The sequence below is a fragment of the Sinorhizobium fredii USDA 257 genome (genome assembly GCF_000265205.3).
GTDB lineage: Bacteria > Pseudomonadota > Alphaproteobacteria > Rhizobiales > Rhizobiaceae > Sinorhizobium > Sinorhizobium fredii_B.
Map to the genome: position 1 here is coordinate 2,477,320 of NC_018000.1, position 20,955 is coordinate 2,498,274.

General features: G+C 60.4%; 16 protein-coding genes and 1 pseudogene. 9 read left to right on the top strand and 8 right to left on the bottom strand.

Annotated features, from left to right (window positions below):
* The first annotated feature begins 4 nt into the window (after nucleotides 1-4).
* Entirely contained in the window at nucleotides 5-388 is a 384-nt protein-coding gene (locus USDA257_RS11420) for a DUF4112 domain-containing protein (protein WP_014763107.1), read from the top strand.
* 228 nt (nucleotides 389-616) lie between these two features.
* On the opposite strand, the gene USDA257_RS33865 is transcribed toward USDA257_RS11420, so the two are convergent.
* The gene (locus USDA257_RS33865) at nucleotides 617-904 is read right to left on the bottom strand and encodes a hypothetical protein (RefSeq protein WP_080605565.1); all 288 of its coding nucleotides are present in this window, start codon (nucleotides 902-904) and stop codon (nucleotides 617-619) included.
* 721 nt (nucleotides 905-1,625) lie between these two features.
* Entirely contained in the window at nucleotides 1,626-3,005 is a 1,380-nt protein-coding gene (locus USDA257_RS11430; protein WP_014763109.1) for an IS1182 family transposase, read from the bottom strand.
* 329 nt (nucleotides 3,006-3,334) lie between these two features.
* Between USDA257_RS11430 and USDA257_RS11435 the strand changes: the two genes are divergently transcribed.
* Both USDA257_RS11435 and tnpB (USDA257_RS11440) read left to right on the top strand, forming a co-directional pair.
* The gene (locus USDA257_RS11435) at nucleotides 3,335-3,607 is read left to right on the top strand and encodes a transposase (protein ID WP_223843420.1); all 273 of its coding nucleotides are present in this window, start codon (nucleotides 3,335-3,337) and stop codon (nucleotides 3,605-3,607) included.
* 111 nt (nucleotides 3,608-3,718) lie between these two features.
* Nucleotides 3,719-4,069, top strand: coding sequence for an IS66 family insertion sequence element accessory protein TnpB (tnpB, locus tag USDA257_RS11440; RefSeq protein WP_014763112.1), 351 nt, complete (start codon nucleotides 3,719-3,721; stop codon nucleotides 4,067-4,069).
* Here the strand turns inward: tnpB (USDA257_RS11440) and tnpC are convergent.
* The 3 genes from tnpC to USDA257_RS11455 form a co-directional block, all read right to left on the bottom strand.
* Nucleotides 4,052-5,671, bottom strand: coding sequence for an IS66 family transposase (gene tnpC, locus USDA257_RS11445; RefSeq protein ID WP_014763113.1), 1,620 nt, complete (start codon nucleotides 5,669-5,671; stop codon nucleotides 4,052-4,054). The two genes, tnpB (USDA257_RS11440) and tnpC, sit on opposite strands and share 18 nt — an antisense overlap.
* A gap of 75 nt (nucleotides 5,672-5,746) precedes the next feature.
* Complete coding sequence (gene tnpB / locus USDA257_RS11450; protein WP_003537853.1) at nucleotides 5,747-6,091, bottom strand: IS66 family insertion sequence element accessory protein TnpB; 345 nt, start codon at nucleotides 6,089-6,091, stop codon at nucleotides 5,747-5,749.
* Nucleotides 6,088-6,474 carry a transposase gene (locus tag USDA257_RS11455; RefSeq protein ID WP_014763114.1) on the bottom strand — a complete coding sequence of 129 codons (387 nt, stop codon included), beginning with the start codon at nucleotides 6,472-6,474 and terminating at the stop codon, nucleotides 6,088-6,090. The genes tnpB (USDA257_RS11450) and USDA257_RS11455 overlap by 4 nt, the downstream gene beginning before the upstream one ends.
* A gap of 392 nt (nucleotides 6,475-6,866) precedes the next feature.
* Here USDA257_RS11455 and USDA257_RS38765 point away from each other — a divergent pair.
* The 6 genes and pseudogenes from USDA257_RS38765 to USDA257_RS11480 form a co-directional block, all read left to right on the top strand.
* Nucleotides 6,867-7,535, top strand: a pseudogene (locus tag USDA257_RS38765) (adenylate/guanylate cyclase domain-containing protein); the annotation flags it as partial.
* A 139-nt stretch (nucleotides 7,536-7,674) separates the two neighbouring features.
* A complete protein-coding gene (locus tag USDA257_RS37740; protein WP_223843454.1) occupies nucleotides 7,675-10,029 on the top strand; it encodes an ATP-binding protein in 2,355 nt (784 codons plus the stop codon).
* A gap of 457 nt (nucleotides 10,030-10,486) precedes the next feature.
* Nucleotides 10,487-10,993: a cupin domain-containing protein gene (locus USDA257_RS11465; RefSeq protein ID WP_014763118.1), complete on the top strand. Its 507-nt coding sequence runs from the start codon at nucleotides 10,487-10,489 to the stop codon at nucleotides 10,991-10,993.
* A 391-nt stretch (nucleotides 10,994-11,384) separates the two neighbouring features.
* Nucleotides 11,385-12,038 carry an ABC transporter ATP-binding protein gene (locus tag USDA257_RS11470; protein ID WP_014763120.1) on the top strand — a complete coding sequence of 218 codons (654 nt, stop codon included), beginning with the start codon at nucleotides 11,385-11,387 and terminating at the stop codon, nucleotides 12,036-12,038.
* Nucleotides 12,035-14,446, top strand: coding sequence for an ABC transporter permease (locus USDA257_RS11475; protein WP_014763121.1), 2,412 nt, complete (start codon nucleotides 12,035-12,037; stop codon nucleotides 14,444-14,446). Before USDA257_RS11470 ends, USDA257_RS11475 begins: the two co-directional genes overlap by 4 nt.
* Nucleotides 14,436-15,509, top strand: a complete 1,074-nt coding sequence (locus tag USDA257_RS11480) for a lipocalin-like domain-containing protein (protein ID WP_014763122.1) — start codon at nucleotides 14,436-14,438, stop codon at nucleotides 15,507-15,509. The genes USDA257_RS11475 and USDA257_RS11480 overlap by 11 nt, the downstream gene beginning before the upstream one ends.
* Before the next feature lie 224 nt (nucleotides 15,510-15,733).
* Here the strand turns inward: USDA257_RS11480 and USDA257_RS11485 are convergent, their stop codons facing one another.
* The 3 genes from USDA257_RS11485 to USDA257_RS11495 form a co-directional block, all read right to left on the bottom strand.
* Entirely contained in the window at nucleotides 15,734-17,527 is a 1,794-nt protein-coding gene (locus USDA257_RS11485; RefSeq protein WP_014763123.1) for an adenylate/guanylate cyclase domain-containing protein, read from the bottom strand.
* A gap of 567 nt (nucleotides 17,528-18,094) precedes the next feature.
* On the bottom strand, nucleotides 18,095-18,775 hold the full coding sequence (locus USDA257_RS11490) for a redoxin family protein (protein WP_014763124.1): 681 nt from the start codon (nucleotides 18,773-18,775) through the stop codon (nucleotides 18,095-18,097).
* A gap of 391 nt (nucleotides 18,776-19,166) precedes the next feature.
* Complete coding sequence (locus USDA257_RS11495; protein WP_014763126.1) at nucleotides 19,167-20,540, bottom strand: IS1182 family transposase; 1,374 nt, start codon at nucleotides 20,538-20,540, stop codon at nucleotides 19,167-19,169.
* Nucleotides 20,541-20,955: the final 415 nt, after the last annotated feature.

Genomic DNA, 20,955 nt, shown 5'->3' on the forward strand with positions numbered 1-20,955 from the left:
AAGTATGAAAAAGCAGACGATACCGATTGAGCAACTCGCACGGCTCCGGCGTATACGGGGCCTGGCCCGGCTTATGGACACGGCGCTCCGAATTCCCGGCACCCGCGTCTCGCTCGGCGCGGACTCCGTGCTCGGCTTGATCCCCGGCATCGGCGATTTCGGCGCTGCGGCGGTCAGCCTCTTCATCGTCAACGAGGCGCGCCGTCTCGGCGTTCCGAACGACAAGCTTCTCAAGATGCTGGTCAATGTAGGATTCGACACCGTCGCGGGGAGCGTCCCGGTGGTCGGCGACGTCTTCGACGTCTATTTCAAGTCCAACCACCGCAATCTCCAACTGGTGCTCGACCACTTCGGACTTGATCACGCTGACCTTGATCGATCGCGATGATCAACGGCCGCCGGCCGGAACGGTCATATCGCACACCGCGGCATTGTCCTGAACTTCGCGCAGACTTTTGTAGGAGGCGTGGCGCTTCTACACGCAGCAAAAGCTTTTTTATTTGTTCTATGCAGATTGATGAGGACCAAAGCTGGAGCTGCTCAGCGCATGGACGCGAGCGAAACCATTAGCAAGTCGGCAGATGAGGTTGGCCATAGCCTACTGGGCTTCGGACCGTTACTGTTGTTCTGGCAACTCGTCTGGACGGATCACGAGCGTTCTTCCGACGTCAGGAGCGGGCTCGACCATTTCGGTGTCGCCGACCGTTGGCGGCTTCAGAACTCCGTCGCAATCATCAAGCTTTTCTGTGAGCGTCCCCCGATTGGCGCCCGCACCCGGAGCGACGCGGCAACGCTCATTCTGCGCGCCAGTTCCGGGGTCGTTGGAGAGTGCTGAAGTTGTGAACAGGGCGGCGATTGCAAGTAATGGGGCGGCGACGAAATCTCGGGTCAGTTTGTGCCTCATAGGACTCGTCCTTCAGTTTAGGCGCCGCGGAGTTGCAGCCCTTCCGTGGCGATACAGGCTCGAAGTTGGGATCTCTAGAAAACCCGAGCTAGCCAGCAATAGTTCCGGTGAGTAGCTGCCAAGCGAACGCCAGTCACAGACAGCCCGTAATGGGTGGAGCGGCCTATCGGAGGAACCATTGGCGATCGCCATTCGCGACGCGTTGCTGACGCCGAAGTTGTCGCCCAAGGTGAGCCTTCGCCTTACGCCTCTGAGGCAGAGCTGCCATCGCAAGCCCTGTCGAGATTGGTCTCTCTTCCCGCCTCGTCCTCACTTCGCTGCCTGGGATCAGACGAGGGATAAGCAATCGACTTCTGGCAACGCGGCGGTTTATCGTCCGACCTACCGATCTGAGCTAGTCTTGACAGGGGTGACATACGCAACGCCGTCGCCATCCATGATGGGGGATGCGCATTTCGCAAAAGCCACACAAGGATTCCGCTAAGCCCCGGACAGTTTTGCGGCGGTGGTCCTCGGGTGCCTGGTTGTCTTCATGCGTGATTGATTTCGCGTTTTCGTCGCCGGTCAAGAGCGGCGGCGCTCTTTGCTGAGTTCGCACTTGGCGGATATCGTTGAAAAAGGCGGTGTTTGAGCGCCGTTGGCGCTCTGCACGCGGTTTTTCGAAGAGTTGGCACGGTGTCTCTCGTTCTGATGCGGTGGGATGGTTCCAAGCCGCAGGCCATTAAATGGCCATGGCAGCGGTTGGCAGGCGTAAGGGCCTGAGCTTCGCCAGCCTTCTGAGGTTTTGCGCCGTTGCGAGGAGGAATTCATCCCGTGCACCGCATGGACCTCGCAGTCTCAGCCTGGCCATTCGAAGAATGCGCTTGAGATGCGCAAAGAGCATTTCCACTTTCTTTCGGCGATGCCGTGAACGCTCATAATCCGGCGTCTCTGCAATGGCTCGTGCAACATCGCGGGCATCCTCATTGAGATCACGGGGCACCTTGCGAGCAACTGAATTCGGGCAGCAGCGCTGTTTCAATTCGCAAGCGTCGCAGTCCTTCTTGCTGGCCCGATAGAGCCGCGTACCTTCACGGGTGATGCCCGATCGGGGCGTCGCGTAGGTGCGGCGGAACTGAACCAATTCCTTGCCCGCCGGGCAGATGTAGCGATCTCCCTCGCCATCCCAATTGAAGTCGGCACGCGAGAAAGTCCCGTCTGTCCGATTCGACTTGTCGAACACAGGAATGTGCGGAGCGATCTCCTTTTCCTTCACAAGCCAGGCCAGATTGTCAGCGGAGCCGTAAGCACTGTCGGCGACCAGATAGCCCGGCTTCAGGCCAAAGCGGTTCTCTGTTCTGTCGATCATGGTGCGTGAAGCGCCAACTTCCGCCTGTCGAATGGCACGGGTCGCTTCCACGTCAAGAATGACGCCATGATCGGTGTCGATCAGATAGTTGGTGGCGTAGGTGAAGAAGGCATGACCTTTATGGGCACCCGTCCACTGGGCTGCCGGGTCTGACGGGGAAACAAACTTCGGCGTTACCGGCGAAGCCGCACCAAAAGCAGCGTCATCAAGCACCGCCAGATATTCCTGAACGGAGCGGCCTGCATTCTCCTTCGCCGCTTGCGCGCTCCATTCTGCGCCAGATACCGAGCGCTGCTTGTTGGCATCCGCGGCAATCAAGCTGGCGTCGACGGCAAAGCCTTCAGCACCGACAAGATCCTGTGCCAGGCAGCGCTCAACCACCGTCTCGAACAGATGCCGCAGGATATCGCTCTGGCGGAAACGTCCATGGCGGTTCTTCGAGAAGCTGGAATGGTCCGGCATATCCAGTCCAAGCCGGCAAAACAAACGATAGGCGAGATTGAGATGAACCTCCTCGCACAGCCGGCGCTCCGACCGGATGCCCATGCTGTAGCCAATGATCAGCATGCGCATCATCAGCTCCGGATCGATCGAGGGTCGACCCGTACTGCTGTAATAGGGCTTCAACTGTGCACGGACGCCTTCGAGGTCCAGATGTTGATCGATCCGGCGCAGAAGATGGTCGGCTGGCACGTGCTCATCGAGACTGAAATCGTAAAAGAGTTGCGCCGGAGCCGCCTGCGTTCCCATCATCCGCCTGATCCCCTCAAATCACTCAGAGGATTGAATCACGCGTCCCAAGTGCCTGCAATGACGAGTTTTTCAACAGTATCGGCGCGAAGCGGATTTTTATCTACGTTCTTACTTTGTGTTTCGAAAGTCGTATAATGTATCGTCGGGAATTGACATACTCGACAGTAGTCATTCCTTCGAGGCGATGGATCGGCGGTGCCTCCTAAACGTTCGATCCGCCTCAATCTGAGAGGTCGAAATAGCGGATCAAAGGTAAGCGCGTAGGGACCCCCACGTATCAATTGACGCGCTGATCGAGGATTTTCTGCATGAGTCATGCGGAGAATCCTATGAGCGACAGTGTGAATCAGCCACGAACATTCGAGGTTTTGACGGCGGCGCCGGTGCGGGCGCGGCGCAAGCCGCGAGACTGGCCGAACGAGGAGAAGGAGCGCCTGATAGCCGAGACGTTGGTGCCTGGAGCCAATGTCTCTGCAATCGCGCGCGCTGAGGGATTGGATCCCTCGCAGCTTTACGGGTGGCGTCGCAAGGCACTGTCGATCGGGGTTGGTTGCGCCCCTGACCGAAACCGCGAAGACGGCGGTCAAGTTCGCGCGCGTTGAGCCGGCGGCAAGCTCTACGGTCGAAATCGTCATCGGTGATGTCGTTGTGCGCGTCGCGAGCGATATCGAGTCGGATCACCTGGCGAAGATACTCCGGGCGGTCCGCAAGGCATGATCGCGTCCGGCGTCGTCGTTTACGTGTCGTGCCAGCCGGTCGACTTCCGCAAGGGTGCGGCATCCTTGATGGCTCTGGTCAGAGATGGCGGTCTCGACCCGTTCAACGGAGCGCTTTATGTGTTCCGGTCGAAACGGGCGGACCGTGTTCGCATCGTCTGGTGGGATGGCAGCGGAGTCTGCCTCTATTCGAAAACGCTCGAGGAGCAGAGCTTTTGCTGGCCGGGCATATCGGCCGCCAGGATACGTCTGGACCATTCGCAATTGATGGCGCTTCTGGCCGGTCTGGATTGGAAGAAGATCCGGCCAACCAAGGTCAGACGTAAGCGGTTAGCTGACGGCGTCTGACCTGAAGTTCCAGGGCATGAGGGCTTCGATTTCGGATGCGGGCCAGCCTTGAGCGATGCGGGTCAAGGTCAGCGAGAGCCAGTCGAGCGGATCGACGCCATTCATTTTGCAGGTCTGCAACAAGGTGGCCACCGTCGCCCAAGTTCGTCCACCGCCCTCGCTGCCGGCGAATAGACTATTCTTTCTCGTAATCGTTTGGGGCCTGATCGCCCTTTCGACGATGTTGGAGTCGATCTCGATGCGACCGTCCCTCAGAAAGCGTTCCAGCGTCTCGCGCCGGGTGAGCGCGTAGCGGATCGCCTCGGCGGTTTTGGATTTTCCCGAGACCTTGCCCAGTTCCTTTTCCCAGAGCTCGAAGAGGCTGGCGACGGTGGCCGAGGATTTCTCCTGGCGCCGGGCGGCGCGGCTGTCGGCATCCTTGCCACGAACCTCATCCTCGATGCGCCAGAGCTCGGTCATTGCCAGGACAGTGTCTGTGGCGGCCTGCGAGACTCCGCTGATGTGCAGGTCATAAAACTTGCGCCGTAGATGTGCCCAACATCCTGCAAGCTGGACCGTTTCGTTGCTGCCGGTTTTCGCCCGCGTCTTGGCGAGATTGGTATAGGCCGAGTAGCCATCCACTTGCAGGATGCCGCTGAATCCGGAGAGATGACGCGTCACGCAATCCGCACCTCTGCTGTCTTCAAAACGATAGGCCACCATCGGCGGACTGGTTCCGCCATAGGGGCGGTCGTCGCGTGCGTAAGCCCAAAGCCAGGCCTTGGTGGTTTTGCCCGAACCGGGCGCAAGAGTGGGCAGGGTCGTCTCGTCGGCAAAGATCCTTTCGCCCTCCTTGACCCTCTCCAGGATATAATCGGCCAGCATCTGCAGTTCGAAGCCCAGATGCCCCATCCATTGGGCCATCAGCGATCGGCTGATCTCGACGCCATCACGCAAATAGATCGCTTCCTGCCGATAAAGAGGAAGACCATCGGCGTATTTGGAAACGGCGATATAGGCGAGCAGCCGTTCCGTCGGCAGGCCGCCTTCGATGATGTGTGCCGGCGCCAGGGCCTGGACCACGCCGTCGCTGCCCCGGAAAGCGTATTTGGGGCGACGCGTCACGATAACCCTGAACTTCGGCGGCACGACGTCCAGCCGCTCGGAGCGGTCCTCTCCGATCAGAACCTTTGCCAGCCCCTCGCACCCGGCCGGGATTTCCGGCTCAATGACCTCCTCGATGCGCTCGAGATGGGCGGCAAAACCCTTGCGCGGACGCGGCGCTCGCTTCGGCTTGTCCTTGGCTGCGCGATCGAGTTCGCTGCGGATTGCCGATAGACCGGTTTCGACCTCTTCGAAGGCAAAGGAGACCTGCTCGTCATTGACCCCGAGGCGGAGCCGCTCAGAGCGCTTGCCATTTTGCGTGCGCTGCAAAACCTTCATGATCAAGGTCAGGTTGGCAATCCGCTCGTTGGCGCTCTTCTCAACCGCCTCCAACCGCGCGATCTCAGCCTCGGCCACCTTCAGCCGGACCTCCTTCGCGGCTTGTTCGCGCGCCAACGCGAGAACCATCGCTTTCAGCGCATCAACGTCGTCCGGCAGGTCGCTAAGGGGCAAATCCATGCGGGCGAATAGAGCACAAAAACAGCCGCTTTCCCAATCATTACAGCAGCATGATTCATCTTGCCGCAGTCCTGTTCAGCCCGTCAGCAACGGCCGTCTGACCTTGGTTGGCCGGATCTTCTTCCAATCCAGACCGGCCAGAAGCGCCATCAATTGCGAATGGTCCAGACGTATCCTGGCGGCCGATATGCCCGGCCAGCAAAAGCTCTGCTCCTCGAGCGTTTTCGAATAGAGGCAGACTCCGCTGCCATCCCACCAGACGATGCGAACACGGTCCGCCCGTTTCGACCGGAACACATAAAGCGCTCCGTTGAACGGGTCGAGACCGCCATCTCTGACCAGAGCCATCAAGGATGCCGCACCCTTGCGGAAGTCGACCGGCTGGCACGACACGTAAACGACGACGCCGGACGCGATCATGCCTTGCGGACCGCCCGGAGTATCTTCGCCAGGTGATCCGACTCGATATCGCTCGCGACGCGCACAACGACATCACCGATGACGATTTCGACCGTAGAGCTTGCCGCCGGCTCAACGCGCGCGAACTTGACCGCCGTCTTCGCGGTTTCGGTCAGGGGCGCAACCAACCCCGATGACAGTGCCTTGCGACGCCACCCGTAAAGCTGCGAGGGATCCAATCCCTCAGCGCGCGCGATTGCAGAGACATTGGCTCCAGGCACCAACGTCTCGGCTATCAGGCGCTCCTTCTCCTCGTTCGGCCAGTCTCGCGGCTTGCGCCGCGCCCGCACCGGCGCCGCCGTCAAAACCTCGAATGTTCGTGGCTGATTCACACTGTCGCTCATAGGATTCTCCGCATGACTCATGCAGAAAATCCTCGATCAGCGCGTCAATTGATACGTGGGGGTCCCTACGCGCTTACGATCAAAGTCAAACATGGCCGATGTTCCGGGGGTGCCCCAAACTTGGACTTCTACAACGACCGCAATGTCGGCTAATTGCGCTTTTTCGCCTTCCTCGAGCATAAGTCATTGCTCACCCTCTGTGATCGCTAGGATTGTGACCCTCACGGAGAAAGAAGGCCTAACGACACAGATTCATAAATTGTGACTCATCTGAGACCCACGTCAGCCCTGCAATTATGCTACACTGCTGATGATCAAAAAGGGTTGCGCTGGTCGCCCCGCCACAAGATGTGAAAATTCAGCTGTCGCCTAAAACCTGAAAGGACAGGCAGGTGCTGCGCACGCTCGGACTCGAGCAGTACATCGGTGCGTTTCAGGACAACGCCATAGATGGCGATGTCCTGCGGGACTTGACCGAACAGGACTTGCGGCACCTGGGTGTTTCGGCACTAGGACACCGCAAGAAGCTTCTCGATGCTCTCAGAAGGCTAAGTGCGGCCCGCGGCAGGGATGTCGAGCCGACACCCCGGCTAGATAGCGAGCGGCGGCAGGTCACTGTCCTCTTCGCAGACATAGTCGGGTTTACCGTTCTCAGTCGGCAGCTTGATGCCGAAGAGCTGCACAATCTGGTGGACGTTTTCTTCCAGCGTGTAGACCCGATCGTAGTTGCACACGGCGGATACCTGAACAAGCACATCGGTGACTGCGTAATGGGGGTCTTCGGCGCGCCCGTGGCTTATGGCAACGATGCCCTTCGCGCAGTTCATGCAGCTTTGGAAATACGGGACGCTGTTGCAGAAGTCGCCGAGATTCACGGCTGCAGGCTCCAGGTCCATTCCGGAGTCGCAGCGGGTCAGGTCGTCGCAAGCACAACCGGCAGCGTCAGCCACCAGGAATACACTGTGACAGGCGAGTCCGTGAACCTCGCTTCTCGACTTGCGGCCGCTGCGCTGCCTGGTGCCATTCTTATCTCGGATTCGGTGATGAGGTCGACCCGCGCCAAGATAGACTGCGCGGATGCGGGCTTGCTGACGGTAAAAGGGTTTTCAGAACCTGTCCGTGCGTGGCAAGTACTTCGACGCAGGGTAGACGGTTCCGCCTCAAGCAGGTCCGCTCGTTGGCCGCCAGGCAGAGCTTCAGATTTTCACGGCGGCCGCCTCGGCATGCCGCGCCTCTGGACGAGGCGAGGTGTTCTACGTTCGCGGCGAAGCCGGAATTGGAAAGACGCGCCTCGTCGAGGAGTTCCAACGGGTCGGACGCGAGGGCGGGTTTGCCTGCCACACCGGGCTCGTTCTCGACTTCGGAGGCGGCTGGGGTCTTGACGCGATCGGCTCCTTGGTGCGGAGTCTGCTGAACGTTGCCCTGACCGATCCGGCTGAGGCAAGACGTTCAGCCCTCGAGTTAGCGTTGGCCACAGGACTGGCGAAACAAGAGGAACTCGTTTTCCTGGACGATCTCCTTGACCTGCCGCACCCGCCCGATCTTCAAATTATCGTAGACGCTATGGATAATGACACTCGGCGAGCTGGCAGGATCGGGGTCCCCGCCAGGCTGGTGCAGCGTGCGAGCGGCGCACGGCCGATCCTTGTAGTCATCGAGGACGTTCATTGGGCGAGTGAGACAACGCTCGCGCAGTTGTCAGAGATCGCAGCCGCAACCACCCGCTGCAGGGCCATACTTGCCATGACGTCGCGGTTCGAAGGCGATCCTCTTGCATCCGAGTGGCGCGCGCAACTTGCCGAGGCCACGTTCACCACCCTTGATCTTGAACCTCTGCAAGACGAGGACGCGCGTGCGCTTGCGAGCGGGCTGCTCGCGGCCAGCAGCGGTTTCGTGGAACGGTGTCTCGAGCGTGCCGCAGGCAATCCGCTGTTCCTTGAGCAGCTCCTGGCCGAGACCCAGCAAAGTCTCGCCACCCCAGAGGTCCCCGGCTCGGTGCAGAGCCTGATTCAGGCCCGCGTCGACCAGGTCGACATAGTCGACAAGTCGGCGATACAGGCTGCTTCCGTCTTGGGCCAGAGATTCGACCTTTTGGCGCTGCGGTGCCTCATAGGGAACCCGCATTACCAGCCGAGCCAACTGTTCGAGCATCGGCTCCTTAGGCCCTATGGCGACGCCATACTGTTTGGTCATGCACTGATCCGCGATGCTGTCTACGAGACTTTGCTCCGCAACAAACGTCGCGATCTGCATCTTGCGGCCGCTGAATGGTTCGCAGCGAATGACGACCCTGTTTTGCGGGCCGAACATCTGGATCGCGCCGAAGACCCAAGGGCAGCCGCGGCTTATCTGGTGGCAGTGCGGCGACTGGTCGAGAGCTATCGGTATGAAAGCGCGCTTCGTCTTGCAGATCGCGGCCTTGAGATTGCCGTTGCCCCTGGCGAACGTTACGAGTTGGCTTTCGCGCGTGCCGAACTTCTCGAGCAACTGGGCCGGGTCCGGGAGGCGGTGGCGGCCTACGACCTCGCACTGACGACGGCGATGAACGATCGGGACCGCTGCCGCGTCCGGATCGGCAGCGCCGGAGCGAAGCGCACCATCGACAACATGGAAGGGGCTTTCGCGGACCTGGAGCAAGCTGAGCACGACGCTTCCGAGCTTAGCTGTACGGAGGAGCTGGCCCGCATTCACTTTCTCAAAGGAAATCTTTTCTTCCCGAGCGGCAAAACTAAAGACTGCAGCCGCGAACACGAGCACGCCTTGGAGTTGGCCAAGCAGGCCGGCTCGGTTGAGCTCGAAGCCATGGCGCTAGGCGGCTTGGCCGACGCTCAATTCGTACAGGTCAAGATGGTGTCTGCTTACAAGCTTTTTGACCGCTGCGTGAACCTAGCCCAGAAGAACGGTCTCGTTAGGATTGCCGCAGCGAACCGCCCGATGGCGGCTATCGCCCTTTACTACTCGGGAGACACGGCGACGGCTCTGGACGTCGCCTTGCTCGCCGTAACCGAGGCAGCGAAGATTGGCAATAAGCGGGCGGAGAGCATTGCTCAAAATGCCGCGGCCTTCTGTTATCGCGAATTGGAACGATATGACGAAGCGTTCGATCACTCGGAGGCAGGCGTGAACTTGGCAAGATCTCTCGGTGCACGGCGCTTTGAGGCCATCGGTTTATATTTGCGCGGCAGCCTTTTGCGACTCACGGGTGACACGGATGCTGCGCTTTATGTTGTGAACGAGGCGCTTGCAATCGCACGGGAGACAGGAATGGCTTTCGCGGGGCCACGCATCCTGGGTGAGCTGGCATTGATCACCGACAATCCGGAAGTCCGGGCGTCGGCGCTCGCCGAGGCGGAGGGACTGCTTGCGAAGGGAGCGGCGGTGCTCAACCAGTTGGAGTTTAGAAAAGCTGCGATCGAGGCCTCTCTCAAGGACTGCAATTGGGATGCGGCGGAGCGCCATGCAGAACTGCTCGAGGACTATACCTGTGCAGAACCGCTTGCCTGGGCAGAGCGGGTAATCGCGCAAGCGCGGGAGCGGCTGGCGGCGCGGAAATAGAGGCACATATTTCCTTTCCCAAGCGGCAAGGTGCAGATCGACGCCACGGGAGCAATTCTTTGCAGATTGCCGATACGGAGATAATCGGCCAGACTCCATGGGGTTTGCGACACCGAACTCCTGTTCGAGCATCCGGTGCGCATTCATTATCGCAGTGGAGGCGGCCACGAATTCATGGAGAGGGACGGCCACGGAATCCTCGACTGTTACCCTCCGGTGTGCCTGCGCGCGTGTTCCGACTGATGGGCAGATCGTCTCATGGTGAAGAGTTGGAATTCTCGACCATCGCTGTCGGCGCCGCGAACATCATCGCAGCGACTGTATGTTCCGCACTGTGCTCAGAAGATCGCATAATGTATCGTCTGGAAACGATTCTGCACGGCACCAGTAGCTGCTAAATTCTAGCGAGCCCATCTAGGACCTCGTGCGGTCCCGATGCCGAAAAACGGAGACCAGCATGTCGGATCACCCTCATCATCACGATCATGGCCCGGATCATGGAGAGGAACGGTGGAAGCATAACGGCGTTCGCGTCATCAAGGGGGACCAACTCGATGACAACACGGTCCAGACTCCGGGCATGTATCGGCAGGCGGCAATCAATCATGCGCGTGTCGGCGCCCAGAAGATCTGGGCCGGAACGGTGTCGATCGAGCCCAATGCCAAGACCGGCGTGCATCACCATGGGCCGCTCGAAAGCGTAATCTTTGTCATTCGCGGCAAGGCGCGCATGCGTTGGGGCGACAGGCTCGAGTATGTCGCGGAAGCCGGCCCAGGCGACTTCATCTACGTACCACCCTTTGTGCCGCACCAGGAAATCAATGCCGATCCCGACAACGTGCTCGAATGCGTGCTGGTGCGATCCGACAACGAGGCGGTGGTGGTCAACATCACCGACGTCGATCCGGTGGAAAAGCCAGAAGAAGTCTATTGGGTTGATCCAATCCACAAGCATCCAGGCTGACCGTCAGGGGTAAGCGCTGTCTCGCCCCACCAGCTTCGTCCCGAGTGGGCGGGTGTGACCGTGGGGTTCGAGCGGTCGCGGTTTAGAACGGCCAGACAGCAGGAGTTCGCCGGTCCAGAATCAATGGCTCTGCCTCGGCCACGCGACCAACGTGCAAGCAAGCCGGCTCGCAGAAATGTTGGGGAGCGGTTAAGGATCGGTATTTTCCGCCGACCGAAATCTCACGTCACCCCAGATCAGAAATGTTCGGCGCCACTCCCCTCATGTTCTTCCGGATTTGCGAAGAACCCGACGTTCGACAAGGTCTGCATTCGCATCACCTCACCGTGGGCCTTTCCAAGCGGCCGTGGAGAGTTACATATCTGACATTGTCGTGATCTTGGCCGCCATCATGATCGCTCTCCGCAATCTTAGTAAATCCTATGAGACTGCCGAAGGGCGGCTTGACGTGCTGAGAGGGATCGATCTCGATCTCGGCGCAGGAGATAGCGTTGCCCTCACAGGGGAGTCTGGTAGCGGTAAGAGCACCCTCCTGCATCTCGTAGCCGGCCTAGACCGCCCGGACGCAGGCGAGATCATGATCGGGGGTCGAGACATCTCCAAGCTGGATGACAGCGGTCGCGCCGCCTACAGGCGAACCGAAGTTGGCCTGGTGTTTCAGCAGTTCAACCTTATACCCTCACTGGACGTGGCGGCGAACATAGCCTTCCACGCTAAGCTCGCCGGACGCCATGATCCCACGTGGGAAAATGAACTCGCGGAGCGCCTCGGGGTCGGGACATTGCTGACCAGATATCCAGAGCAGCTTTCCACTGGCCAACAGCAGCGGGTGGCGATCGGACGGACCCTTGCCGCACGTCCCGGCTTGGTTCTGGCAGACGAACCCACAGGAAATCTGGACGAGGCTAACGGAGACGCTGTCCTGGATCTGATGCTCTCGCTTGCGAAGGGAACGGGATCGACGCTGCTCATGGTGACGCATTCGCAAAAGCTCGCGGACAGGCTCGACCGACAGGTGCATTTGCGGTCGGGGAAGATCGCATGACGATTTGGACTGTAGCCGCGGCCCTCCTATCCCACTGGCAACGACGGCCGCTGCAGCTCGGCGCTGTCGTGTTGGGCCTGGCGCTGGCGACTGCCCTGTGGTCCGGCGTGCAGGCCGTCAACGCAGAAGCCCGCGCGAGCTATGCCCGCGCAGCGGCCGCATTGGATCAGAACGGGTTGGCGCACTTGGCTTCTCCACACGGCCGCTCGATCCCGCAGGCCGTCTTCGTGCGGCTCAGACGAGCGGGTTGGAACGTGTCGCCGGTGCTCGAGGGGGAATATCGGTTCGGCACCACCCGGCTGAGGGTAATCGGTGTCGAGCCGCTGACTATGCCCGCGGAGACGCAGGCCATCGATCTGGGGAATGCCGGGGACTTGTTTTCCTTCATCTCTCCTCCGGGCACGCTGATTGTCTCTCCTGAAACCGCGGAGAAAATACGAAGGCAGACTGATCTCGCACTGCGTGTTTCGGACCGGATGCCGGACGGGGCCGCCTTCGTGGATATCGGCTTAGCCGAGCGGCTATTGAGAAGAGAGGGCGAACTGACTCGGATTGTGATCGCCGAGAACCAACGTCCCGATCTGGAGCCGCTCGGAACGCTTGCCCCGGCGCTCTTGGTTCGCGAGCCGAGTGCGCAAAGCGACGTCGAGCATCTTACCGAGAGCTTCCATCTCAATCTTACGGCCTTCGGTTTTCTCGCCTTCGCGGTGGGGCTGTTCATCGTGTACTCGACGATCGGCCTCGCCTTCGAGCAACGGCGGTCGACCTTCAGAACGCTTCGGTGCCTTGGAGTCTCGTTGAGCGCGCTTGCGGTTTCGCTGCTCGCCGAGCTTTTCCTTTTCGCCCTTGCCGCCGGGGCGGCCGGAGTCATTATCGGATATCTGGTCGCGTCGCTGCTACTGCCCGGAGTCGCCGCAACCCTCGAAGGACTCTACGGAGCCAGCGTCCCCGGCACGCTTTCTCTACGTCCGGAGTGGTGGCTCTCGGGCTTTGCCATCGCGGTGGCCGGAACATTGGTTTCGTCGACACAGAGCCTGTTGCGCTTGATGCGGATGCCTGTGCTCGCGGCGGCCCAGCCTCAGACCTGGGGGAGATCATCGCAGACGGGACGGCGATTTCAGGTGCTGGCCGCAGCGGCTTTGCTCGGCCTCTCGGGAGCACTTATTCTACGGGCTGATGGACTTCGGGCGGGCTTTGGCGTCCTTGGCTGTCTGCTGCTCGGGGCGTCGCTACTTCTCCCGGCCATGCTCTCCGGATTCCTCACCTTGATGCAGCGGGCGTCTTCGGGTGCGCTCGTCACTTGGTTCTGGGCCGACACGCGGCAGCAGCTCCCCGAACTTTCCCTTGCCCTCATGGCATTGCTTCTTGCGCTGGCGGCAAACGTAGGCGTCGGGACCATGGTGTCGAGCTTCCGTCTCACCTTCGTCGGCTGGCTCGACCAACGCCTCGCCGCGGAGCTTTACGTCGCCGCCCGGAACGAACCCGAGGCAGACCGGCTCCGGGCGTGGCTCGCAACGAAGGTGGAATCGGTGCTGCCGATCGTGAGCGTGGACGCCAAGATCCGGGGGCAACCGATGCAGATCTTCGGTGTCGTTGACGATCCGACCTACCGGGAACACTGGCCCCTGATCGTTGTTATGCCGGACGCCTGGGATCGCGTGGCGTCCGGTCAAGGGGTGTTGGTCAATGAACAGTTCTGGAGGCGGGAGCGGCTCCGCATCGGCGATCAGCTGGATTTGGCCAGCGACTGGAAGGCGACAGTTGTCGGCGTCTATTCGGATTACGGAAACCCAAAGGGCCAGCTCATCGCCGGAATAAACGCTCTGACCTCTCGCTACCCGCAAGTCTCGCGCCTGCGCTATGGTTTGCGGGTCCAGCCCGATCAGATTGCGGATCTGCGGTCGAGCATCTCGGACGAATTCGGGCTACCACCGGATAACATCGTCGATCAGGCGGCACTGAAGGAACAGTCACGGCGGATCTTCGATCGTACGTTTTTGGTTACTGGCGCGCTGAACATCTTCACGCTTGGGGTTGCGGCATTGGCTATGTTCTCAAGCCTTCTCATGCTTTCGGAAATGCGCCTACCGCAGCTTGCGCCAGTTTGGGCGATGGGAGTCACGAGGCGCGATCTCGCTCTTCTTGAGATTCTAAGGACCCTGGTGCTCTGGCTGGCGACATTTGCTGCCGCTTTGCCCCTCGGCCTGGTGCTGGCGTGGGTGCTTCTTGCGGTGGTGAACGTCGAAGCCTTCGGCTGGCGTCTGCCGATGCATATCTTCCCTTACGAGTGGGTCAGGCTCGGTCTCGTCGCGCTTGCCGCTGCGGTCGTTTCCGTATTCATCCCGCTTCGTCGGCTGGCGGGACTCGCGCCGTCGGAACTTCTCAAGGTATTCGCCAATGAGCGTTAGATCGATCGCGATCGCTTTTGCGGTGATGACCATAACCAGTTTGTCCGGAAACCAAGCGCCCTCCCAGGGTTTTGGTGGCCTCGGCTCGGCGGCTGAAGGGTTTTCGGTGCCGCAGCCCGGCCTGCCGTTGCATTTCCCCGTCGACCACGGCTCGCATCCGGATTTCCGAATAGAGTGGTGGTATCTCACTGCAAATCTCGAAGCTCCGGACGGAACTCAGTACGGAGCGCAGTGGACCCTTTTCCGGTCAGCGCTTGCTCCGAGGGAGAGCAAAGGGTGGTCGAGCCCACAGCTCTGGATGGGTCACGCCGCCGTCACGACTTCCGAAGACCACTTCGTGGCAGAACGTATTTCACGCGGGGGAGTAGGGCAGGCCGGAGTCGTGGCGGAGCCCTTCTCGGCTTGGATCGACGACTGGCAGATGCAGGGAAATGCCGTTCCGGGAGCGGACCAACTGGCCAACCTCAACCTGACTGCGACAGCAGAGGAATTCGGCTACGAACTCCGCCTATTGGCCACGGGCCCGCTGGTCCCGCAGGGCGATAACGGCTATTCGCTGAAATCAGCGAAGGGGCAGGCCAGCTACTACTATTCGCAACCATTCTATGCTGTGACTGGCTCGCTTTCGCTGCCGACGAGGAACGTAGAGGTGACCGGGAAGGCTTGGCTTGACCGCGAGTGGTCGTCACAGCTGCTCGCGGAAGACCAGACCGGTTGGGAGTGGTTCTCGCTGCACCTCGATACAGGGGAGAAGCTGATGGGCTTCCGTCTCCGAGATGAGGGGGAGGGATTTACCTCTGCCACCTGGATCACCGCCGACGGGCGACCGAACCCCTTGCCGGCGGGAGCTCTCAGGATCGTTCCCGTGCGAACCGCCAAAGTCGCAGGGCGTCAAATTCCGGTTTCCTGGAACGTCCAGATTCCCAGTCGCGGCTTTAACGTCACAACCCAGCCTCTGAACGACCAAGCATGGATGTCAACGTCCATACCGTATTGGGAAGGCCCGATCGCCTTCGGGGGCAGTGTCAGCGGGAGGGGCTACCTGGAGATGACCGGCTACTAGCCCGAAGCTCTGAGTCCCAGGAAACCGTAACGATTTATGATGGACGCCGCCAGCGCATCGTGCGCTTGTGACGCATCTGGATTCAGCATTTGTCCGCTTTATGGCACCCAATTGAGACGTTCATCACCTTCACCGCAGATGACCGCTTCGGGTGGAACCCCGCCCAATGGGGTGGCTGGTGGAATGACCTGTGTGCTGCAAAGAGCGGCCCGAGAGAGTAATCCTCAGGCCGGCAACCCGGCGCGACGCAAGCCTTCACGCAATCGTTCCACGTCCTCCTCCCGTCGCAAATACGAGACATCCACGAGCCAGTTCACGTATTCGCTTGGACCTGCCGACGGGTTGCCACGCCAGTAGCTCTGGACGGACCGCACGAATGTTTCGGCGCACCGGTGCGCCTCCTCTATGCGGCCCAGATGACCATAGGCCGCTGCCCGCCAAGCCATGTCCCGTGGGTGGAAAGCAGGGGCGTCGAGGGTTCGCTGCTCCAGGAGAGTAGCCACCTCTCCATAGCGGCCGAGAAGGAAGAGAATGCGCGAGAGATAATAGGTGTACCAGCTTGGGTGACGCGGATTGAGCCTGAAGGCGATCTCGGCTGCAGGCAGGGCGCGCTCTGGCTTTCCTATGCATCCCTGAACCCAGGCCCAGGTGATTTGGATCGTCGCATCGTTCGGGTTCATCGCCCTGGCCAGATTCAGATGGCGTTCGGCGCGCTCAAACTGGCGCCAGGTCAGACACATATACCCGAGCGTGGAGTGCACCCTTGGGTCATTTGGGTCGAGGGCGAGTGCCTGTTCGGCCATGCGCAGCGCCGTCACCCGGTTCTCGTCCTTCTCACGGGGCACCCCAACGCCGCCGTCGATCGCGCGGTTGAGGTAAGCGTAGGCAAGGCCGGTATAGGCACGGGCAAACCCGGGATCGATCTGAATGGCCTGCTCGAACAGCGCCTGGGCTCGCGCCTGAGCTTCTGGCGTGAATGTGTCGGAGAGACGGAGGCCTTGAAGGAACACATCATAAGCCCGGGTGTCCTCCGGCGGACGCCGCCGGGCAGCGACCTCGCTCTCCTCGAAGATGCGTTGGGCAACGGTTGCGACGATCTGGTGAGCAATCTCCTCCTGTATATCGAACACGTCCTCAAGGGCCCGGTCATATCGCTCCGCCCAGAGATGAGCTCCGGTAACCGCATCCACGAGCTGGGCTGTTACGCGAACCCGGGCCGCCGCCCGGCGTACACTGCCCTCAACCACATATGCCGCTCCGAGCGTGCGGCCGATCTCGCGCACGTCAACGCTTTGCCCACGGAATGAGAAAGAAGAGTTGCGAGCGATCACCAAGAGTTCGCGGAAGCGCGAGAGCTCAGTGATGATGTCTTCGGTAATGCCGTCGCTGAAATAGACCTGTTCGGCATCGCCGCTCATGTTCTCGAACGGTAGAACGGCGACCGCAGGTTTGGCGGACACCGGCGCAGCAGCAACAAAGCTGGGCAGAGGATGGCCGATAGCCAGCCTGTACGTCCTGACGGGCCGCCGGATGTTCTTGAGGCACTGTTCGCCTGCGAACTCAAAATGGTAGTCCAGCTTGCCTTGGAGATAATCATACACTGTCCCGGATATCAGCACGCCCCCAGGCGGGCAGATATGCTCCAGCCGAGCTGCCACGTTAACGCCGTCCCCCAGCAGATCGTCGCCATCGACCACAACGTCGCCCAGGTTGATGCCGATACGTAAGATAATCCGGCGCTCAGCCGGTATCTCCGCCTGCCGGCCAGGCAGCTGCTTCTGAACTTCAGCGGCGCAGGCAACAGCATCGACGACGGAACCGAACTCGGCGATCAGGCCGTCGCCGGTCAGCTTGATGAGGCGGCCATGGTGCTCCGCCAGCAAGGGCTCGAACAAGGCCCGACGCAGATCTTTGATCGCCGCGAGCGTTGCTGTCTCGTCCAGCTCTACAAGGCGCGAGTAGCCAACCACATCGGCAACGAAGATTGCCGCCAGTCTGCGTTCTTCGTGGGGTAACATCACCTCTGCCCCTGGCGCTGCCCGGTATTCATGGCCACACACTCCGAACCAGGGAAGAATAGCTTAGTGCCGCCTCCGCGGCCATCTCCCAATTCGGAGATGGACCAGTTCTGGCTATCCGGGAGTGTCTGCTATTCGAGCATTACTCCCCGATCACATTTCGTCGAGGAATGTCATAGAAGGGTCGGTTCCGGCCAACCGGGCGTCGCGAAGCTCGGAAGATGTAATTGGTTGTGGAGGGCCGACTCAAGCGATCCCCCCAATTCACCTTCGGGCGTTTTGCTGCATGAAGGGCGGGCCGCTGTTGGCGCGAAACTGCGCTACATCCCGTCGGACTGAAATGGGTGGAAAGCAGCCGTTTGACCCGCTGACGTGATCCTGGCAAGGAGCGGACGTCGCCCCGCATATGCGCTGAGGCTCGATGCCTCTAACGTTCGATCCTTCCCCGCGCCATTCAATGGGCTTGTTACGGAGATGCCTACGGGCAGACCTCAGCCTCCGGCCCGAGCCACCTCGACCATGGTTCAACGCACAGGATCACACACGGCAGTGGGTCGTCGAGCGCTGTCAATGTGCGACTTGTGAAGCTGCCGACATCAATTCTTCGGGATCGAGCGCCTGGCACACATTCCAGGCTTCCTCTTCAACTTCTGTGAAGCGCCAGCGCACCACACCCTCTCGATCGAGCAGGAAATGGCCGACAAGCTGCATATGGCCGGGTATCCTCACCTGCTGATCGGCTTCGGTTAATTCGTAGCCGTCCTTCTCGTTGAGAAGGTCGGCCGCTGTGGCCGGATCCATTGGTTCAGGCAGCTCCCCCGGCCGGTCGACCCGCATTGTCTTGACAACGTCCATTCCGACCTTGTTCGGCCAGTCGGTCTCATTTTCCGTGAACTCGATGAGGGGTAAGCCGAAGGCGCGGTGCGAAGCTCGCCCCGGGTCGGATGCGGCAAGGAGACCGGCTATTGGATGATAACGAAAATAGAGTCGCGCGCGTTCGACCGGGGTGTTTACCACCGCGAGAGATTCGATGCCTTTCTCACGCAGGACCGGGTCGAGCTGTGCCATCGTCGCGACATGGCGTCGGCAGAACGGACACATCAGGCCTCGGAACAGTCCGATCAACAACGGGCTTCGGCCGCGAAAATCATCAAGTGTGATCTTTCCCTCGCTTGAGATCGCATCCAGCACAATGTTCGGGGCCCGCTCGCCCGGTTGTAACGGATGGTCGGCATAACGCGCAGACATGGACAACCTCCTGGCCCCGTGGGATCAGTCGAGAAAGGGCAGCACGGCAAGTGTGCCAAGATCGCCTCCGTGCTGGGCGAACATGCCCTCAAGGCAAAATAGCGTTCGGCCTCCGCCATGTTGCCGAGGTGGAAAATTGAGCAATGCAATTGCCTGACCCTCGTCTTGGCGAACAGCCAGGATCCACCCTGAGAATGGCCCTACATTGCCTCACGAGCAAGTGTAAACAGCGAAACGTCGGCGCACCGGCGCGGTCGCAGACCGGGGTTATGCGCCGGCGGAGGGCAGTCTGTGTCCGCAGTGGGTCGATAGTGTTGAAGAAGTCAGGCTTGAAGCCGTTAGAGTAGCTCGCTCAGGGCGTCGCGATTGAGGTCGACGCGACCTCCTCGGCCTAAGTGGCCGGGATTACCGTCCGCGGGGTGCAGATCTTGGCCAATTTCCTGAGGTTCTGGGCGATGGCGGCGAGGTGGAACTCATCGCGGGCACCGCAGGGGCCGCGTAGTCGCAATCTATCGAGCTTCAGAATGCGTTTGAGGTGCGCGAAGAGCATCTCCACCTTCTTTCGCTGATAGCGTGACGTCTGGTAAGCGTCGGTTTTGGCAATGTCGCGAGCCATGTCGCGCGCGCCCTCATAGATTGAGCGCGTTACCTTGCGCGCCGGCGCCTTCGGACAACAGCGAGGCTTAAGTGCGCAGGCGTCGCAGTCATGCTTGCTCGCCCGATAACGTAGCGTGTTGTCCTTTCCCACACCGGTCCGCGGTGTCGAGAATGGCCGCCGGTAATGCTGAAGAATCTTATCACCTGGGCAGCGGTAGGTATCGCTTGCATGGTCGTAGGCGAAGTCCTCACGCGAGAAGGTGCCGTCCTTGCGCTTGGAGTTATCGAACACCGGGATATGCGGCTCGATCCCGCGCTCATGCACCAGCCAGTTCAGCATCTCGGCCGAGCCGTAGCCGGTGTCGGCAATCAGCCGTTCCGGCCACAGGCCGAGTTCCTCGTGAGTGCGCTCGATCATGGTCTTTGCAGCCGTCACCTCGGCCTGACGCACGGCAGTCGAGGGCTCCACGTCCACGATGATGGCGTGCTCTACATCGATGAGGTAGTTGGTGCAGTAGGCGTACACAGCCGGGCCGCCCCAAGAGGCGGTCCAGCGTGCCGCTGGGTCGACCGGCGAGATGAACTTGGGCTCCACCGGCGTGGCGGCTCCAAAGGCGGCATCATCCAGGGTGGCGAGATACTCTCCCACAGCCCGCTTGGCTTTGGGGTCAAGGTCCTCGGCTGTCTCGATCCCGCGTTGACGATGCGCGTCCGCCACGATCATGCTGGCATCGACGGCAAAACCTTCGCCGCCGACGAGACCTTCTCTCATGCAGCGCCGCACGACGGTCTCAAACAGCTCACGCAGCAGATCGGCATCACGGAAGCGCCCATGGCGCGTCTTGGAGAAAGTCGAATGGTCCGGCACATCACCCTCAAGGCCAAGCCGGCAGAACCACCGATAGGCCAGGTTCAGGTGGACTTCCTCGCACAGCCGCCGCTCCGAGCGGATGCCGAAGCAGTAGCCGACAATCAGCATGCGGATCAGCAGTTCGGGATCGATAGAGGGACGGCCGATCGGGCTGTAGTAAGGCGCAAGGTGCTGGCGGACACCGGAAAGGTCAACGAAGCGGTCGATGGCCCTCAGAAGGTGGTCCGCCGGCACGTGCCGTTCCAGACTGAAGCCATAGAACAGCTCCTCCTGCATCACACTTTGCTCACCCATCATCGACTCAATCTCCTTCCGATAAGAAGACTGAATCAGTGCTTTAGGACTGTTTCAAGCCTGACTTTTTCAACACTATCGGTCGGTTCCGGCCAACCGGGGCGTCGCGAAGCTCGGAAAATGTAATTGGTTGTGGAGGGCCGACTCAATCGATCCCCCAATTCACCTTCGGGCGTTTTGCTGCATGAAGGCGGGCCGCTCTTGGCACGAAACTGCCCTACATCCTGTGATCTGGAAGGACGCGATGGGCGGCCTGCTCCCGTTCGTATGGGCTACCGGAGCGGTTTGGCCGCGCCATACATTCTGAGGCCGGGGACACGATCGACGATTATTCAGGACCTGCTGAGGTTCCCTTCAACTTGTGCTACAGTTGGTGGGATGGTGAGGTGCGAACAGAACGGGGGAAAGTCGATGCCGT

What these genes read in the sequence shown, in the direction of transcription:
- tnpC (WP_014763113.1), bottom strand. Translation starts at nt 5,671, where the DNA reads ATGGATTTGCCCCTTAGCGACCTGCCGGACGACGTTGATGCGCTGAAA.
- USDA257_RS11420 (WP_014763107.1), top strand. Translation starts at nt 5, where the DNA reads ATGAAAAAGCAGACGATACCGATTGAGCAACTCGCACGGCTCCGGCGT.
- USDA257_RS11495 (WP_014763126.1), bottom strand. Translation starts at nt 20,540, where the DNA reads ATGATGGGTGAGCAAAGTGTGATGCAGGAGGAGCTGTTCTATGGCTTC.
- USDA257_RS11475 (WP_014763121.1), top strand. Translation starts at nt 12,035, where the DNA reads ATGACGATTTGGACTGTAGCCGCGGCCCTCCTATCCCACTGGCAACGA.
- tnpB (WP_014763112.1), top strand. Translation starts at nt 3,719, where the DNA reads ATGATCGCGTCCGGCGTCGTCGTTTACGTGTCGTGCCAGCCGGTCGAC.
- USDA257_RS11485 (WP_014763123.1), bottom strand. Translation starts at nt 17,527, where the DNA reads ATGTTACCCCACGAAGAACGCAGACTGGCGGCAATCTTCGTTGCCGAT.
- tnpB (WP_003537853.1), bottom strand. Translation starts at nt 6,091, where the DNA reads ATGATCGCGTCCGGCGTCGTCGTTTACGTGTCGTGCCAGCCGGTCGAC.
- USDA257_RS11430 (WP_014763109.1), bottom strand. Translation starts at nt 3,005, where the DNA reads ATGATGGGAACGCAGGCGGCTCCGGCGCAACTCTTTTACGATTTCAGT.
- USDA257_RS11455 (WP_014763114.1), bottom strand. Translation starts at nt 6,474, where the DNA reads ATGAGCGACAGTGTGAATCAGCCACGAACATTCGAGGTTTTGACGGCG.
- USDA257_RS11490 (WP_014763124.1), bottom strand. Translation starts at nt 18,775, where the DNA reads ATGTCTGCGCGTTATGCCGACCATCCGTTACAACCGGGCGAGCGGGCC.
- USDA257_RS11435 (WP_223843420.1), top strand. Translation starts at nt 3,335, where the DNA reads ATGAGCGACAGTGTGAATCAGCCACGAACATTCGAGGTTTTGACGGCG.
- USDA257_RS33865 (WP_080605565.1), bottom strand. Translation starts at nt 904, where the DNA reads ATGAGGCACAAACTGACCCGAGATTTCGTCGCCGCCCCATTACTTGCA.
- USDA257_RS11480 (WP_014763122.1), top strand. Translation starts at nt 14,436, where the DNA reads ATGAGCGTTAGATCGATCGCGATCGCTTTTGCGGTGATGACCATAACC.
- USDA257_RS11470 (WP_014763120.1), top strand. Translation starts at nt 11,385, where the DNA reads ATGATCGCTCTCCGCAATCTTAGTAAATCCTATGAGACTGCCGAAGGG.
- USDA257_RS11465 (WP_014763118.1), top strand. Translation starts at nt 10,487, where the DNA reads ATGTCGGATCACCCTCATCATCACGATCATGGCCCGGATCATGGAGAG.